Genomic DNA, 16,635 nt, shown 5'->3' with positions numbered 1-16,635 from the left:
TTCAATGCTGTATATCTGGCGGTCAAAGGGTATACTGACGTACTTTCATTAAATCATATGTATCGCGTGCGGATCTAACATGCAAAAGTTTGATACCAAAACCTTCCAAGGTCTTATCCTGACATTGCAGGATTACTGGGCGCGCCAAGGCTGCACCATTGTTCAACCACTGGACATGGAAGTCGGCGCAGGAACATCTCATCCAATGACGTGCTTGCGTGCGTTAGGGCCTGAGCCAATTGCGGCGGCTTATGTTCAGCCTTCTCGTCGTCCTACTGATGGCCGTTACGGTGAAAACCCAAACCGCCTTCAACATTACTATCAGTTTCAAGTGATCATTAAGCCATCACCTGACAATATTCAAGAACTTTACCTCGGCTCATTGAAGGAATTGGGAATTGATCCCACCGTTCATGATATCCGTTTTGTTGAGGATAACTGGGAAAACCCAACACTAGGCGCTTGGGGTCTAGGCTGGGAAGTGTGGCTAAATGGTATGGAAGTCACTCAGTTTACTTACTTCCAACAAGTTGGCGGGCTGGAATGCAAGCCTGTAACGGGTGAAATTACCTACGGTCTTGAACGCCTTGCTATGTATATTCAAGGTGTTGATAGCGTTTATGACCTTGTTTGGTGCGATGGCCCACTCGGTAAAACGACCTATGGTGATATTTATCATCAAAATGAAGTTGAGCAGTCAACCTATAACTTTGAATATGCTAATGTCGATTTTCTTTTCAAATGCTTTGAAGAGTATGAGAAAGAAGCTCAATATTTACTGTCACTAGAAACACCACTGCCGCTACCGGCTTATGAGCGTATTTTGAAAGCGGCTCATACATTTAACTTACTGGATGCTCGTAAAGCAATCTCAGTGACAGAACGCCAGCGTTATATTCTACGTATCCGTACCCTAACTAAAGGGGTTGCCGAAGCTTATTATGCTTCCCGTGAGGCGCTCGGATTCCCTATGTGTCACAAGAATTAAGAGGCTGTCATGACTCAACAGACTTTCCTAGTGGAAATCGGCACAGAAGAGTTACCGCCGAAGGCTCTTCGTTCATTAGCTGAATCATTTGCGGCAAACTTTACGGCTGAATTGGATAGCGCGGATATTGCACACGGTGAAGTTAGCTGGTTTGCAGCACCTCGCCGTTTGGCCTTAAAAGTCGCTGCTCTTGCAGACTCATCACCTGACCGTGAAGTTGAAAAACGCGGCCCTGCGATTTCTGCTGCTTTTGGCGCTGACGGTCAACCAACCAAAGCTGCTGAAGGGTGGGCTCGTGGTTGCGGTATTTCCGTTGACCAAGCCGAGCGTTTAAAAACGGATAAAGGTGAATGGTTACTTTATCGCGCTCAAGTAAAAGGCGTAGCAGTTAGTGAATTGTTGGTCGATATGGTAAGCCGTTCTCTGGCTAAGTTACCCATTCCAAAACTCATGCGTTGGGGCGATAAAGAGACGCATTTTGTGCGCCCTGTCCACACCGTAACCTTATTATTGGGTAGCGATGTTGTTGACGGTGAAGTGCTAGGCATTAAGAGCGGTCGTACAATCCGTGGTCACCGTTTTATGGGTGAATCAGAGTTTACGATTGATCATGCAGACCAATATCCGGCGATCTTACGTGAACGCGGCAAAGTCATTGCTGACTATGAAGAACGTAAAGCCGTCATCAAAGCTGATGCTGAAAAAGCCGCTCTCGCCCTTGGTGGGAAAGCGGATTTAACCGACAGCTTACTAGAAGAAGTTGCTTCATTAGTTGAATGGCCTGTCGTATTAACTGCAAAATTTGAAGAGAAGTTCTTAGAAGTACCTGCGGAAGCATTGGTTTATACCATGAAAGGGGATCAGAAATATTTCCCTGTTTATGACAATGCTGGCAACCTGATGCCAAATTTCATTTTTGTGGCGAATATTGAATCTTCAGACCCACAACAAATTATCTCCGGTAATGAAAAAGTGGTACGTCCTCGTTTGGCGGATGCGGAGTTTTTCTTTAAAACTGACCGTAAACAACGTCTTGAAGATAATTTACCAAGTTTGGAAACCGTTCTGTTTCAACAACAGCTTGGCACATTGCGTGATAAGACTGACCGTTTAGAAGCCTTATCAGGTTGGGTTGCAGCGAAGATTGGTGCAGATGTTAATCATGCGACTCGCGCGGGTTTGTTGGCAAAATGTGACCTGATGACCAATATGGTGTTTGAATTTACAGACACTCAAGGCGTGATGGGGATGCACTACGCACGCCATGACGGTGAATCAGAAGATGTTGCATTAGCACTGAAAGAGCAGTATCAACCTCGTTTTGCAGGGGATGCGTTGCCATCTACTGATGTTTCAGCGGCACTTGCCTTAGCCGAGAAAATGGACACCTTAGCCGGTATTTTCGGCATCGGTCAGCATCCGAAAGGTGATAAAGACCCATTTGCACTGCGTCGAGCTGCATTAGGCGTGTTACGCATTATTGTTGAAAAAGGCTATCAGCTTGATCTCGTTGAAATGACAGAAGAAGCCGTCCGCCTTTACGGTGATAAACTCACTAACAAAAATGTAGTGAATGATGTTGTTGAATTTATGCTTGGCCGCTTCCGTTCTTGGTATCAAGAGCTTGGCTATAGTATTGATACGATTCAAGCGGTGTTAGCGCGCCGTCCAACGTCACCAGCCGATTTTGATGCACGTGTGAAGGCTGTGACTCACTTCCGTACATTGGAAGATGCAGAAGCTTTAGCGGCAGCCAATAAGCGTGTTTCGAACATCTTGAGTAAATCTAATGAGAAACTGGCTGATAAAGTTCTCGCATCTGTGCTAAAAGCACCACAAGAAGTGAAGTTGGCTACACACCTTGTTGTATTACAAGAAAAACTAGAGCCAATGTTTGCTGAGCGTAATTATCAAGATGCCTTAGTTGAGTTGGCTTCTTTACGTGAAGTTGTGGATGCATTTTTTGCTGATGTTATGGTTATGGATGAAGATGAAGCGGTACGTATTAACCGTCTAACTCTGCTTAGCCAATTACGTGATTTGTTCTTGAAAGTTGCAGATATCTCATTGCTACAATAAATCGTGAACAAGTGATGGTATTGACTAAAAATATCATTTATTAATCTTTATAAGCCCTTGCAGGATAAGATCTTGCAAGGGCTTAATATTGTCTTATAGGGGCGATTAGTTAAAAAACCCTATCAAGTTGATGGTTTTATCAGCATACAAACAAATTTAGTGAAAAATGGGTTGACGGGAAGGGCGCTCAACAGTATGATTCACACCGTTTTCGGCGAGTAGCGCAGCTTGGTAGCGCAACTGGTTTGGGACCAGTGGGTCGGAGGTTCGAATCCTCTCTCGCCGACCAGATTCCAGAACCCCACCTCATATGAGGTGGGGTTTTTTGCATTTACACATCAGCAAACATTTCACACAGTAATTTTTCTCATCATCCAAATACTGATTCTGGTGGCATGGTTTTTGTCTAACTTACCAACATGCGCTTTCAGAGTAACTTTGTTGTCCTTTCTCGTCATAATCTGTTGTTATGTTCATTAACGTTGTTTTCTTGAGTGTAATGAAAAGCATGATGTAGTCGCGAGTTGTTTATTACCTATCAATGGATTTTTCATAACAAGGAACCTGTTAATGAAAACAGCACCAACACTGTTTATTTTGTTATTTTTACTGTTCAACTATCTGCCTTGTTATGCCAATAGGCAGCTTGATTTTGCGGTGAAATCACCATCAACGCCCTGTATTGCGATTCACCAAGTTCATTTCTCAACATTGGCACTATTTCCGTTAATTACCTCGAGTGATATCAATAAATGGAAACAGGGCGTTGAAGGGAGATGTGTTAGTGAGGAAGGGCTATTGCGCTATGCAGACTTTCTTAACGCACAGTTGGCTGAGGTAGGATATATCACATCGTCTATTCACTACCCAGAGCAAACTTTGTTATTTGGTGTGTTGCAGGTTGAATTAGTCGCGGGGAAGCTCGGTAGTATTGAGTATCAAGATAGTGCTAGCCAATCATTAGCGTACGCTTTTCCATTACGCAAAGGGCAAGTCGTAGATATCCACGCTATAAATCAAGGTCTGGCTAATTTACGCAATACCCAGTTGATCCCACATCAAATTCATATTGTTTCCGATCACGAACAGAACAATATGAACCGTTTAGTGATCCAACGTAATGCAGCAAGAGCTTTTAAAGGAAAACTACTTTTAGCGTCGAAACAATCACCGCAATTTCCTACCCATGTTGTCAGCAATCTGATTATGTTAGCTAATCCATTAGCACTGAATGATTTCTTTTTTCTAAATTTAGATAGTGATATTGGAAAAGAGCCTGAAAAGAAATTGAAATCGGTCTCCATTTTGTATTCAGTTCCTTACCATTATTGGTTATTGAGTTTATATGCGGGCTATCAAGAGAACAGCATTCATCAAAACTTCCAATTAATTGATAGCATTAAAGTTAGAAATGATGTGAGAAGCCGATTACTGTCGCTACAAGCTGAGTATGTTCTTCATCGAGCCTTATATCACTCAACGTCGATAAGTATGGGGACTCAAATTCAAACATTAGATCTCTTTTTAGAGCGATATCGTTTGAAAACCCAACAACGCTTTACAAGTTATCTCTTACTTGGGGTAAAACATCAGCGTCATTTTGCACAAGGTAATGTGACATTTTCATTGAGTTATAAACAAGATACGGATTGGTTCGGTTCCACAAGGCGCCAAGTGACAGGGTTAGAGCGAGCCGGCATATATCTATTTTCGGTAGATTTTCAACGGCAATTTTATTTAGCCAACCAATCGATGTATCACCGACATGAGCTTGAAATGCAATTAAGTCGCTCGCCACTAGATCCGCAGCTTGAGCTAAATAGTCCTACTGGAAAATTTGGGATTAGGGGGTTCTCAAATAGCGTATTAACGGAGAATTTGGGAGATAACACGTTGAAACTTAAAAATGAGTGGGGGTGGTTTACCCCATGGCGGGGTTATGAGCTATATGGCGCATTGGATTTCGCCTCGACATCTTCGCAAAGCGCACATATTTGGCGAGAAAACAGGCTATTCGGTACAGAAATTGGTGTGAGAGGGCAGATTGATCGCTTGAACTACCAACTCTTTATCGAGGCTCCTCTTTGGCAGTCGGCGAAATTAGCAACGAACGCGGTGAATGTTGGGGCGAAAGTGAGTATTGATTATTAGCCAGTTTATTTGGTCGCAGTTTCATTGGCTATGAATATGGTTTATGCCCAAACATAAATAGGTAAGCAGAAGTCTGGTTGAAGTAGGGTTACACAGCAGCGAGTTCAAGGAAACCGTTATATTGTACTCATAAAGCCCCCAAATAACGGCTATTTAGGTATCTCTGAGCATTGTTGTGCAGGCATTGAAATACTTATAAAGCAATTAATATAGCGAGTAAAGGGGATGAAATTAGCGATATTCCGGCGTGAATAATTATAATGGATTGATATTAAAGTAAATTATTTATTTTGGAAAAGGCGAGTCATTGAATGAGAGCAGAGTCATATAGTGAAGGTCCGTAGAGAGAATGAAATCAAGTAGATCGTGCGATTATTGAAGTTATTAACTAATCAATAAATTGTTAAAATTTAATGAACCGTACTTTTTTATATGAATAAAAAACAAGCAAAATAATAACAACCTAAAGTAATTATTTGTTTTAAACACACCAGAACTTTATGCCGCACTCTCTTAGGTGTTGCACTATTTTCGTTCAGTAATTCAGCACTTAATCACAAATATAAAAATAAATCACCCAGAGATAAAACACTATCCTGTAGTATTTTTATGGTTATTATGTCTGCCATATGACTTAAATAACCATACAAAGACCTAAGAACACTCTTAATATGTTTCTAAAATGTTATAGGATAGTTGTCTGTTTAAAGAGAGATACTATTGACGAAGTGGATGACAGTTGATTAATTGCACAGTGAATAACAAAAAAATACAGATCCCCTATCTGTCATTTCAAGGATGGGTTTGGGCATCAAGCAAATAACACATGAACACCACAGGAGCATACAGATGACGCTCTCAATCAAAAAGACAGGTTTAACCATTGGGCTAACACTTGCAGCACTTGCAGTTTCTGCTTCTGTGCAAGCGAAAACATTAGTCTACTGTTCAGAAGGCTCTCCAGAGGGCTTTAACCCTCAGCTATTTACTTCCGGTACGACTTACGATGCTAGCTCAATTCCACTCTATAACCGTTTAGTTGAGTTCAAACTTGGTACTACAGAGATAGAGCCAGGTTTAGCGGAAAGTTGGGAAGTAAGCGATGATGGCAAAGTTTATACTTTCCACTTACGTAAAGGCGTAAAATGGCATTCAAATAAAGAATTTAAGCCAAGCCGCGACTTTAATGCGGATGATGTCATTTATACCTTCATGCGTCAGAAAGATGCGAATCACCCATACCACAAAGTCTCCGGCGGTAGCTATGAGTACTTTATGGGCATGGATATGGATAAAATCATCGATAAAGTTGAAAAAGTTGATGATTACACCGTACGTTTCACACTCTCTCGCCCAGAGTCACCTTTCTTAGCTGATATGGCAATGGACTTCGCTTCCATTCTTTCTGCTGAATATGCTGACAAAATGTTAGCAGCGGGCACACCGCAAAAAGTGGATTTGAACCCTATTGGAACAGGCCCATTTGAGCTACAGCAGTACCAAAAAGATTCACGTATTCTTTATAAAGCCAACAAAGAGTATTGGGGTAATAAACCTAAGATTGATCGTTTAGTTTTTTCGATTACACCTGATGCGTCTGTCCGTTATGCCAAACTGCAAAAAAATGAGTGTCAAGTTATGCCATACCCAAATCCGGCAGACTTGGAACGCATGAAGCAAGATAAAAATATTACATTGATGGAGCAACCAGGCTTGAACGTCGGTTATCTCTCTTTCAACGTTGAGAAAAAACCACTAGATAACCAGAAAGTGCGCCAAGCGCTATCTATGGCTGTGAATAAAGACGCTATCATCGATGCCGTTTATCAAGGTGCAGGACAGAAAGCGAAAAACTTAATTCCACCAACGATGTGGGGCTATAACGATGATGTGAAGGATTATGAATATAATCCTGAAAAAGCAAAAGCGTTATTGGCTGAGGCCGGGTTCCCGAATGGTTTCGAAATCGATTTATGGGCAATGCCAGTCCAACGTCCATATAACCCAAATGCGCGCCGTATGGCTGAGATGATCCAAGCTGACTGGGCAAAAATTGGTGTTAAATCGAAAGTAGTGAGCTATGAGTGGGGCGAATATCTGAAGCGTGCTAAAGATGGTGAACCGCAAACGGTAATGATGGGTTGGACCGGTGATAATGGTGACCCTGATAACTTCTTCGCGACACTGTTTAGCTGTGCGGCGAAAGAGCAAGGCTCTAACTATTCGAAATGGTGTTATCAAGGCTTTGAAGACTTGATCCAGCCTGCTCGTATGACAGCAGATCATAACAAACGTATTGATCTCTACAAGCAAGCACAGGTTGTTATGAATGAACAAGCACCAGCCCTGATCATTGCTCACTCAACGGTATATGAACCAGTCCGTAAAGAAGTGAAGGGCTATGTTGTCGACCCTCTCGGCAAACACCACTTTGAAAACGTCGATATTGAAAAATAATCGTTGTTAATTTGTATCAGCCCTTCGCCATCTTTTTGATAGCGAAGGGCGTTTTCACCTCTGAATTTCAGGGAAACAGAAAACTCAGTTCTTTGTGAGCAGACAGAAGAGTCACACTCTTCTGATTAGCCAAACGGACTCAGAGCCGTCAAAGGCATTATTAAAAGAGATTCAGGATATGTTGCAATTTATCCTCCGACGTTTGGGGCTAGTTATCCCTACGTTTATCGGTATCACATTACTCACGTTCGCATTTGTGCATATGATCCCGGGTGACCCCGTGATGATTATGGCAGGTGAAAGAGGCTTATCGCCCGAACGACACGCTTATTTAATGGCTGAATTGGGCTTAGACCAGCCATTGTGGAAACAATATCTTCACTATATTAATGGCATATTTCATGGTGACTTAGGGATTTCATTGAAAAGCCGGATAGCGGTTTGGGATGAATTTTTCCCCCGTTTTAAAGCCACGATGGAACTGGCAATCTGTGCGATGATTTTTGCAATTTCAGTGGGGATCCCTGTCGGTGTTTTAGCCGCAGTGAAGCGTGGCTCTATTTTCGATCACACAGCAATTGGCTTATCCCTAACAGGTTACTCAATGCCAATTTTCTGGTGGGGGATCATGTTAATCATGCTGGTGTCAGTGCAGTTGGATTTGACCCCTGTATCTGGGCGCGTTAGCGACAGTGTATTTTTGGATGACTCCTATCCGCTGACTGGTTTTATGCTGATTGATACCTTAATTTGGGGGGATGAAGGGAACTTTATTGATGCGGTTGAGCATCTCATACTTCCTTCCATTGTGCTTGGAACCATACCTCTGGCGGTGATAGTCCGTATGACTCGCTCATCGATGCTAGAAGTACTAGGGGAAGATTACATTCGTACGGCTCGAGCCAAAGGGGTTAGCCGTGCACGCGTTATTCTTATTCATGCGCTGAGAAATGCGATGCTGCCTGTTGTCACCGTGATTGGTTTACAAGTGGGTGTTATGCTCGCTGGCGCAATTCTAACGGAAACTATTTTTTCGTGGCCAGGTCTAGGTCGTTGGCTGATTGAAGGGCTTCAACGTCGTGATTACCCAGTGGTTCAAGGTGGGGTTTTATTAGTCGCAACTTTGATTATTTTTGTTAACCTCGTGGTTGATCTGCTGTACGGCATCGTTAACCCACGTATTCGTCATAAAAAATAAGGAGCGCTTACATGTCTCAATCTACTGAGCCAACGGTTGTCAGCGCCCCTAAGCCGATGACCCCATTCCAAGAATTTTGGCACTACTTTAAGCGTAATAAAGGTGCGGTTGCCGGAATGGCATATATCATTTTAATGATCTTAGTGGCTATTTTTGCAGGTGTTTTAGCCCCTCATGCACCAGATGAGCAGTTCCGCGATTTCTTATTGGTACCACCTGTTTGGGAATCCGGCGGAAGTTGGCAATTTATCTTAGGTACGGATGACGTTGGTCGAGATCTGTTATCTCGCTTAATGTATGGTGCACGCTTATCTCTGTTAGTCGGCTGCCTTGTGGTGGTGCTCTCATTGATTATGGGGGTGACGGTCGGCGTTATTGCTGGCTATTTTGGTGGTGTGGTCGATGCTGTGATTATGCGTATCGTTGACATCATGTTAGCCCTACCGAGTTTATTGCTGGCTTTAGTATTGGTGGCAATCTTTGGCCCTTCAATCGTTAATGCCTCACTTGCACTGACCTTCGTTGCATTGCCTCACTATATCCGGCTTACTCGCGCCGCGGTGTTGGTAGAAGTGAATCGCGATTATGTCACCGCTTCACGTGTGGCAGGCGCCGGTGCTACGCGTCAGATGTTTGTTAATATTTTACCGAACTGCTTGGCACCGCTAATTGTTCAAGCATCACTTGGCTTTTCTAATGCCATCTTAGATATGGCTGCTTTGGGTTTTCTTGGTATGGGAGCACAGCCACCAACACCTGAATGGGGCACAATGTTGTCTGACGTGCTGCAATTCGCTCAAAGTGCGTGGTGGGTCGTCACCTTCCCTGGTCTGGCAATCTTGTTAACTGTATTAGCGTTTAACCTGATGGGTGATGGTTTGCGTGATGCATTTGATCCAAAACTCAAGCAGTGATGAGGTAATCTAATGGCATTGTTAAATGTAGAACAACTCTCGGTACACTTTGGTGATGAAAGTACCCCGTTCCGTGCCGTTGACCGCATCAGCTATAGCGTTGAAAAAGGTCAGGTTGTTGGCATAGTGGGTGAGTCTGGCTCGGGGAAATCGGTAAGCTCTTTAGCGATAATGGGGCTGATAGACTATCCTGGGAAAGTGATGGCTAATTCGTTGCAATTTGACGGGCGTGACTTATTGTCTATTCCCGAAAAAGAGCGTCGGCAAATTGTTGGTGCCGATGTAGCGATGATATTTCAGGACCCTATGACCAGTCTGAACCCCTGTTTTACAGTGGGTTATCAGATAATGGAAGCGCTGAAAGTGCACCAAGGCGGTAGTAAAAGTACGCGTAAACAACGTGCAATTGATTTACTGACGATGGTCGGGATCCCTGACCCGAAATCGCGGCTTGATGTTTATCCACACCAGCTATCAGGTGGGATGAGTCAGCGGGTCATGATTGCGATGGCGATCGCATGTCGGCCTAAGTTATTGATTGCAGACGAACCGACGACCGCACTTGATGTGACGATCCAAGCACAAATTATTGAGTTATTGCTTGAATTACAACAACAAGAGAATATGGCCTTGGTCTTGATCACCCATGATCTTGCCTTGGTTGCTGAAGCGGCACATCACATTATTGTGATGTATGCGGGCCAAGTCGTGGAATCAGCGAAGGCCTCTGATATCTTTAAACATCCTCGTCATCCCTATACTCAAGCGCTGTTACGTGCCTTGCCTGAGTTTGCCACTAATAAATCTCGGTTAGCGTCATTACCGGGCGTTGTGCCGGGGAAATATGACCGACCACAAGGTTGTCTGTTGAACCCTCGCTGCCCCTATGCGACAGAGCGTTGTCGTATTGAGGAGCCTGAATTGCGCTCTGTTGGAGATAGGCAGGTGAAATGCCACATGCCGCTGGATGATATGGGGAGGCCGACACTATGAGTGAAAATCAACATAAGCCTTTACTACAGGCTATTAATTTAAAGAAATATTATTCAGCGAAAAGCGGTATATTTTCGGCAGAAAGGTTAGTCAAAGCTCTCGATGGCGTTTCATTTGAGCTAGAAAAAGGAAAAACACTCGCCGTTGTTGGAGAATCTGGGTGTGGTAAATCGACACTAGGTCGTTTACTGACCATGATTGAACAACCCACAGAGGGGGAGCTTTACTATCAAGACCAAAACCTACTGGTTAAAGACAAGGCGGCTGAAAAGCTACGTCGCCAAAAAATTCAAATTGTCTTTCAAAACCCATATGGCTCTTTAAATCCTCGTAAAAAAGTCGGGCAAATACTTGAGGAGCCTTTATTGATTAACACCTCGTTATCTAAAGAGCAGCGTAGAGAAAAGGTGTTATCGATGATGGCTAAGGTTGGGTTAAAAACGGAGCATTATGAGCGCTATCCTCATATGTTTTCGGGCGGGCAACGCCAGCGCATCGCAATCGCACGAGGGTTAATGTTAGATCCTGATGTTGTTGTTGCTGATGAACCAGTTTCAGCACTGGACGTTTCCGTACGCGCTCAAGTGCTTAACCTAATGATGGATTTGCAGCAAGAGCTAGGGCTATCTTATGTGTTCATTTCGCATGATCTATCCGTGGTTGAACATATAGCTGATGAAGTGATGGTGATGTATTTGGGGCGTTGCGTAGAAAAAGGAACTAAAGAACAGATCTTTAATAATCCTTTGCACCCTTATACTCAAGCACTGTTATCAGCAACACCAAGGTTAAACCCTGATTCACGGCGTGAAAGGATCAAGTTGACGGGAGAGTTACCAAGCCCGCTGAATCCACCACCGGGGTGCGCTTTTGCAGCTCGTTGCCGCCGAGCATTCGGGCAATGCACGCAATTCCAACCAGCTCTTAAAGAGTACGGAGGGCAACTGGTTGCCTGTTTTGCCGTCGATGAAGATGAAAAAAATAGCGTTGTAGCCAGTTAATCCCCACTAAGACGGCAGAAATATTGCTTTTCTGCCGTTATCCAGTGTGATACGTTGTTGTTGTTTCCGTAAATCCCCCCTTTGTCTTAATTACATAAACTTTCACTTTTAACTGCTCCTTTATTGATAAAATCAAGTATACTGAGAATAACTCAGTGACATCCAATGCCCCATAAAACCTACCTTTTTGGGCGCGCTACCCAAACTTATTGATTATTTGGCTTGAATAATGATTCGCGCCCAGTTGCAGTTTCGCAATATTGGTAAAAAATATTGTGATATGTTGGGTTAATGGGGGGATGTTAGTCGGTGTTTATCTGACTTTGTTGATAAAGGGCCGCTTTTTAAAGCGAAAAATATTCAATTCAAAAGAAGCTTGATAAAGAAGGTTTCGGAAACATGAAGAACAGGGTGCAACGTTCTCTAACGTTAAAAAGCATGATCGTATTTTTTGTGATCACGTTAAGCTCACTCGCCCTTTTTTTGGCAATTCAATTTAGTTACTTACTTGAGCAAAGAAAAGGTGACTATCTCAATCAGCTTAGTAATGCGGTTGTACAAATTCAAAAACCATTGACTGAATCATTATTAAGTTCAGATCTGAACGAAGTTAAACGGCTACTCGTGAGCTTGAAAACATCGGGTATTATGGGCAAAGCGATTGTGACAGTCGATGGGGCGACTGTTATCCATTTAGACTTTGCGACACCCCGTCCAATTCCTAGTTGGGCGGTGAAATTTGCCGGTATTCCAGTAGAGATGACAGTACCTTTGTATGCCTATGGGAATACCGTCTTGACGGCGAAACCCCAAGGGTATTTAACGCTGCAAGTTGATTCAAATCGTGTTTATCGATTCGCCTTCAACACGTTGGCATTAATGATAACGACATATTTGTTGTTAGTTTTGATCATTGCGATTGCGATGACATGGTGTGTAAGTCGAATGATTGTCAGGCCATTACGTAAAATTGCGCTAGAATTACAAGATGGCGGCGATCAAGACATCAAAGTATCAGGTTATCATAAGGATGACGAGATAGGCTTATTGGCGAAGAATTATAACCGCCAAAGAAAACAGCAAAATTCAGACTAAGTCATGAACATGTGGCGAGCTTTGTGGTCTAATATCGTTAATAATTGGTGTCACTTACAGTGTATGAGACCAAACCATATCGTTTAACCCTATAATTAGCGTTTTTCGTTAATTTATCAGTCATATTTTTGCGGTTAAATACAAGGATAGAAAATACATAGGGGTTTACATGCAGGGTTTGAAAATTCGGTATATCTTTAGTGTGGTGCTACTGTCAGTCGCTGGCCTTGCGAGTGCTGAGCCATTGCAGCCTGATCCAGCATGGCAGCAAGGAAAGCTTGAAAATGGCTTTAGCTGGCAGCTATTGCAGACTCCACAGCGTCCTAATGACCGAATTCAACTGAGATTGGCCATTAAAACAGGGTCTTTGTCAGAAAAAGCAAATGAAAAAGGTTACAGCTACTTAATCCCTAAAATGGCGCTGTTACATCAAACAGAAGCATTTCCAACCGCAACGTTGCAAAATTTTTGGCGTCAGGCAACCGATCCTGATGTTCCCATTCCGCCAGCGGTCGTCTCATATGACTACACAATTTATAGCTTGAGCTTACCACACAATAAGCCAGAGCTTCTCAAACAAGCACTCAACTGGTTAGCAACCTCCGCGGCTGGGGCAACTTATACTGAAACCACACTGCACAATGGTCTGAGTGTGACAAATGCTCCTGTTGCTACATTGCCTATTGATGCGACGGATCCTGTATGGCGCGCACGTCTGAAAGGCTCTGCAATGATGGGCTATGACCCAGGGCAAAAGGTTAAGGACAATGTAGATTTAGAGAGTGTGAATTCGTTTTACCAAAAATGGTATACGCCAGATGTTATGACGCTATATGTTGCAGGTCATGTTGATTCACGCATGTTATCTGATTACATCACTCAAACGTTCTCTTCACTAGAAGGTAAACGTTCAGAGCCTGTTGCGGTAGCTGTTTTATCACAGGTGAAACCTCAATCCATCGACATTCTGCAAGATAAGCAAACAAAAGATAGCTTATCCCTGATTTGGGATATCGATTGGCAACCGATTAATGACTCTGCCGTACTGATGCGCTATTGGGGAAGTGATTTAGCCCGTGAAGCACTTTATCGTTCATTACAAAAAACCTTTAGCCAAAAGTTTAACCAAGATGAAGTGAATTCGAACTTAGATTGCCGAGTGCAATATCAGAAGGCTAGCTGTACGTTAACGGTTGCAGCAGCGCCAGAAAAAATGGCAGCAGTGACAGATGTTGTTCTCAATGAGCTATCAACCGCTGTTCAAAATGGGATTTCACCTGAATTGTTTGATGAAATGCTCAATGAAAAACAGGTGCAATTATCACAATTGTTTGCGGCCTATGCTCGTACCAGTACGGATGTGTTAGCAGGCCAACGCTTGATCTCTCAACAAAATGGGGTGGTTGATATCGCTCCTGAGCAGTATCAACGACTAAGGCAATCTTTCTTAGCGGGGCAAACGCTGGATCAAGTGAATATGGAAGTGCGTCGTTTATTGTCTCAAGAAGCTGCCTTTGTGTTGGTTCAACCGAAAGAGAAGCAGTTGATGGATGCTGAGCAAATCCGCCAGAAATTTACTAAGGTGCTGTGGCCACAGGTTGAGCCTACACCGGCAATTGAAGCGGAGCCTGCAAAAGCAGCGAAATAATCTGTCATTAAATAGCCCCAACTTAGGGGCTATTTACTTTTCATCCTGTTGTTTTTTAACGTTGCGTCAGTAACCCTTCAATCACTCGAATTAAGGTTTCTCGGGAATCCCTGTCATCGACAAAGCCGGCTGCACTTGTCTGGGTTTCCGGTGAGTAATAGGCGGCAGATCCCCAAAAACCAAGGTGTGAATATAGCGTCATGCCATTTACGACACTTGCCATCAACCCTAATCGGTACTCTTGAGCGCCCACATGGTGACCCACACTCAGCATTGTCTGTAGAGTTTCTGGTTTCTCAAAGATTTCGCCATTAAATAAGGCTTCAAGGAATCGAGCCATTTGTTGAGATGAGGTAATTAAACCACCCCCGCCATACACATCCATCGAAGCATGAATATGTGTACCTTCTATCTCTTTTAGGTATTGGCGTGCACGAGGTGCATCTGTCGTAGGTTGCTCTAAATACTCCCAATAAGCGGTATTTAATCCAATTTTATTGAATTTTAATAACTCCCTAACGGCGTGGCCTAACGATTGGCCCATAACACGTTCAATGATATCGCCTAACAGTATGTAACCTGTATCTGAATAAATAAATGTGTCTGAAGGTGCGACAATAGGGAATTTTTTACGCACATAGAGCTGTATTTGCTCTAACCGAGTCCACTGGTGTGTCGGTTTCGCAAGTACGCGCTTGAGGTAGTGATCATCTGCATGATCAAAAAGCCCGCTACTATGGCTGAGTAGATGACGGATAGCGATATGATCGGTGGCATAGCTGTCACACAGTAATTGGTTAAATTCAGGTGTGATATGTTGTGAAATGGCATCATCTAACGATAATTTCCCCATTTCAACTAACCTAAGTATGGCTGCTGCGGTAAACGTTTTTGTGTTACTGGCAATGCGTAATGGGGTATCAACCGTCAATGACCGACCTGCCAGATCGCTTCCTCTAGCACAAAATGTACTGATACTCGCCTTTTTTTGGTTGTGATAGTAAAGCACAACGCCGCAAGGTAAGTCTTCTAACTGCTGAATATATTGTGTAGTTATCATTTTTCTCCCAACTCATTTGGTCTTTAGAGATAGAGTGAGTGCTCATATTCACTTATAACATACTTGAATAATCAGCTTGCCATGTGTCCAGAAAGGCGGTGAATTTTTAATTAACCTCACGCGATAAAATTAATGTCTTAAAAGCCGTAAAAGCAGGCACTTGGTATCCAGTACGATAAATCAAATAGGTATCACATGTTGTGACGGGGAGCGAGGCTAACAATGAGGAAGCATCCCCCATAGAATGAAATAATTGAGCCGGTAGTAGCGCGATACTGCTTCCTGCACTGACGCATGCGACCATCGCATGATAGGAGCTAAGTTGCTGAATATGCCAATCTCGTTGATTTGGGATATTTAGCCACTGCTCAGCAATATAGCGGTAGCTGCATCCTTGGGCGAAGGTAGCAAGTGAGCGTGTTTGAATATCTGAGGCGGTCTTTGCTAATTTATCTTGCTCGGGAAGCAATAAGACTAGCTGCTCCTGCCAAACGACTTGTGACTGAATGCCCATATCACAGAGTTGGTTAATATCATACAAATCTTGGGGAAGAGCCACAAAAGCACAATCTAACTGTTCACGACGTACTTGCTCGATTAGAGCTTGTGAGGTTCCGGTTAATAATGATAATTGGGTTGTTGGGTGCTGTTGGTGGTAGGCTGCCAAAGGTTGAGGTAACCGGCAGGCCGCCGTGCTCTCCATGCTACCTATTCTTAGTTGTCCTCCTTCTCTGCCTAAACTCGTGACATGGCGGGCTTCTTGCTCTAACGCCAGTAAACGATAGGCGTATTGTAGGAAGCGTGTGCCGGCTTCTGACAATTGCATCTGCTTACCTTGACGAATAAACAGCGGCTCTCCCAGATCGGACTCAAGCTGTTGAATACGCGTTGTAATATTTGAGGGAACCCTACCGAGGCGCATTGCTGCGCGTGTGATACTGAGTTCTTCTGCGACCATGCAAAATATTTTTAGGGATTCAGAGTTCATTTTCTTTTTTCGTGAATATGATGCTATATTTATTCTTAATAACAGAATAATAAGTGTAACCCT

The 16,635-nt window shown here is 43.3% G+C and carries 12 protein-coding genes and 1 tRNA gene; 11 read left to right on the top strand and 2 right to left on the bottom strand.

Annotated features, from left to right (window positions below; genetic code table 11):
- Positions 1–79 precede the first annotated feature (79 nt).
- The 11 genes from glyQ (at position 80) to PR833_RS10035 (ending at position 14,524) form a co-directional block, all read left to right on the top strand.
- Positions 80–988: a glycine--tRNA ligase subunit alpha gene (gene glyQ, locus PR833_RS10085; RefSeq protein WP_004923728.1), complete on the top strand. Its 909-nt coding sequence runs from the start codon at positions 80–82 to the stop codon at positions 986–988.
- Between the two features lie 9 nt (positions 989–997).
- A complete protein-coding gene (gene glyS, locus PR833_RS10080; protein ID WP_272526074.1) occupies positions 998–3,067 on the top strand; it encodes a glycine--tRNA ligase subunit beta in 2,070 nt (689 codons plus the stop codon).
- A 212-nt stretch (positions 3,068–3,279) separates the two neighbouring features.
- A tRNA-Pro gene (locus PR833_RS10075) sits at positions 3,280–3,356 on the top strand.
- A gap of 281 nt (positions 3,357–3,637) precedes the next feature.
- Positions 3,638–5,218, top strand: a complete 1,581-nt coding sequence (locus PR833_RS10070) for a ShlB/FhaC/HecB family hemolysin secretion/activation protein (protein ID WP_004923734.1) — start codon at positions 3,638–3,640, stop codon at positions 5,216–5,218.
- An 849-nt stretch (positions 5,219–6,067) separates the two neighbouring features.
- Positions 6,068–7,675: a dipeptide ABC transporter periplasmic-binding protein DppA gene (gene dppA / locus PR833_RS10065; RefSeq protein WP_014656985.1), complete on the top strand. Its 1,608-nt coding sequence runs from the start codon at positions 6,068–6,070 to the stop codon at positions 7,673–7,675.
- A gap of 178 nt (positions 7,676–7,853) precedes the next feature.
- Entirely contained in the window at positions 7,854–8,873 is a 1,020-nt protein-coding gene (gene dppB / locus PR833_RS10060; RefSeq protein ID WP_040132698.1) for a dipeptide ABC transporter permease DppB, read from the top strand.
- A gap of 11 nt (positions 8,874–8,884) precedes the next feature.
- Positions 8,885–9,787 carry a dipeptide ABC transporter permease DppC gene (gene dppC / locus PR833_RS10055; RefSeq protein WP_004923748.1) on the top strand — a complete coding sequence of 301 codons (903 nt, stop codon included), beginning with the start codon at positions 8,885–8,887 and terminating at the stop codon, positions 9,785–9,787.
- A 12-nt stretch (positions 9,788–9,799) separates the two neighbouring features.
- On the top strand, positions 9,800–10,780 hold the full coding sequence (gene dppD / locus PR833_RS10050) for a dipeptide ABC transporter ATP-binding protein (RefSeq protein ID WP_004923750.1): 981 nt from the start codon (positions 9,800–9,802) through the stop codon (positions 10,778–10,780).
- Positions 10,777–11,781 carry a dipeptide ABC transporter ATP-binding subunit DppF gene (dppF, locus tag PR833_RS10045; protein ID WP_004923755.1) on the top strand — a complete coding sequence of 335 codons (1,005 nt, stop codon included), beginning with the start codon at positions 10,777–10,779 and terminating at the stop codon, positions 11,779–11,781. The genes dppD and dppF overlap by 4 nt, the downstream gene beginning before the upstream one ends.
- Before the next feature lie 399 nt (positions 11,782–12,180).
- Positions 12,181–12,876, top strand: coding sequence for a HAMP domain-containing protein (locus PR833_RS10040; RefSeq protein WP_004923758.1), 696 nt, complete (start codon positions 12,181–12,183; stop codon positions 12,874–12,876).
- Positions 12,877–13,045: 169 nt separating this feature from the next.
- Positions 13,046–14,524 (top strand): M16 family metallopeptidase, encoded by a 1,479-nt coding sequence (locus tag PR833_RS10035; RefSeq protein ID WP_014656983.1) that lies wholly within the window; start codon positions 13,046–13,048, stop codon positions 14,522–14,524.
- A 55-nt stretch (positions 14,525–14,579) separates the two neighbouring features.
- Here the strand turns inward: PR833_RS10035 and PR833_RS10030 are convergent, their stop codons facing one another.
- Together PR833_RS10030 and PR833_RS10025 are read right to left on the bottom strand one after the other, a co-directional pair.
- Positions 14,580–15,584, bottom strand: coding sequence for a serine hydrolase domain-containing protein (locus PR833_RS10030; protein ID WP_272526073.1), 1,005 nt, complete (start codon positions 15,582–15,584; stop codon positions 14,580–14,582).
- Positions 15,585–15,690: 106 nt separating this feature from the next.
- Positions 15,691–16,572 carry a LysR family transcriptional regulator gene (locus tag PR833_RS10025; protein WP_071599670.1) on the bottom strand — a complete coding sequence of 294 codons (882 nt, stop codon included), beginning with the start codon at positions 16,570–16,572 and terminating at the stop codon, positions 15,691–15,693.
- Between the last annotated feature and the right edge of the window lie 63 nt (positions 16,573–16,635).

The organism is Providencia sp. PROV189 (assembly GCF_028480065.1).
Classification (GTDB): domain Bacteria; phylum Pseudomonadota; class Gammaproteobacteria; order Enterobacterales; family Enterobacteriaceae; genus Providencia; species Providencia stuartii.
The sequence above is the reverse complement of the archived record's forward strand: the minus strand, read 5'-3'. Positions and strand labels throughout refer to the sequence as shown.

Coding starts and splice junctions, on each gene's coding strand:
- glyQ (WP_004923728.1), top strand. CDS start 80: ATGCAAAAGTTTGATACCAAAACCTTCCAAGGTCTTATCCTGACATTG.
- glyS (WP_272526074.1), top strand. CDS start 998: ATGACTCAACAGACTTTCCTAGTGGAAATCGGCACAGAAGAGTTACCG.
- PR833_RS10070 (WP_004923734.1), top strand. CDS start 3,638: ATGAAAACAGCACCAACACTGTTTATTTTGTTATTTTTACTGTTCAAC.
- dppA (WP_014656985.1), top strand. CDS start 6,068: ATGACGCTCTCAATCAAAAAGACAGGTTTAACCATTGGGCTAACACTT.
- dppB (WP_040132698.1), top strand. CDS start 7,854: ATGTTGCAATTTATCCTCCGACGTTTGGGGCTAGTTATCCCTACGTTT.
- dppC (WP_004923748.1), top strand. CDS start 8,885: ATGTCTCAATCTACTGAGCCAACGGTTGTCAGCGCCCCTAAGCCGATG.
- dppD (WP_004923750.1), top strand. CDS start 9,800: ATGGCATTGTTAAATGTAGAACAACTCTCGGTACACTTTGGTGATGAA.
- dppF (WP_004923755.1), top strand. CDS start 10,777: ATGAGTGAAAATCAACATAAGCCTTTACTACAGGCTATTAATTTAAAG.
- PR833_RS10040 (WP_004923758.1), top strand. CDS start 12,181: ATGAAGAACAGGGTGCAACGTTCTCTAACGTTAAAAAGCATGATCGTA.
- PR833_RS10035 (WP_014656983.1), top strand. CDS start 13,046: ATGCAGGGTTTGAAAATTCGGTATATCTTTAGTGTGGTGCTACTGTCA.
- PR833_RS10030 (WP_272526073.1), bottom strand. CDS start 15,584: ATGATAACTACACAATATATTCAGCAGTTAGAAGACTTACCTTGCGGC.
- PR833_RS10025 (WP_071599670.1), bottom strand. CDS start 16,572: ATGAACTCTGAATCCCTAAAAATATTTTGCATGGTCGCAGAAGAACTC.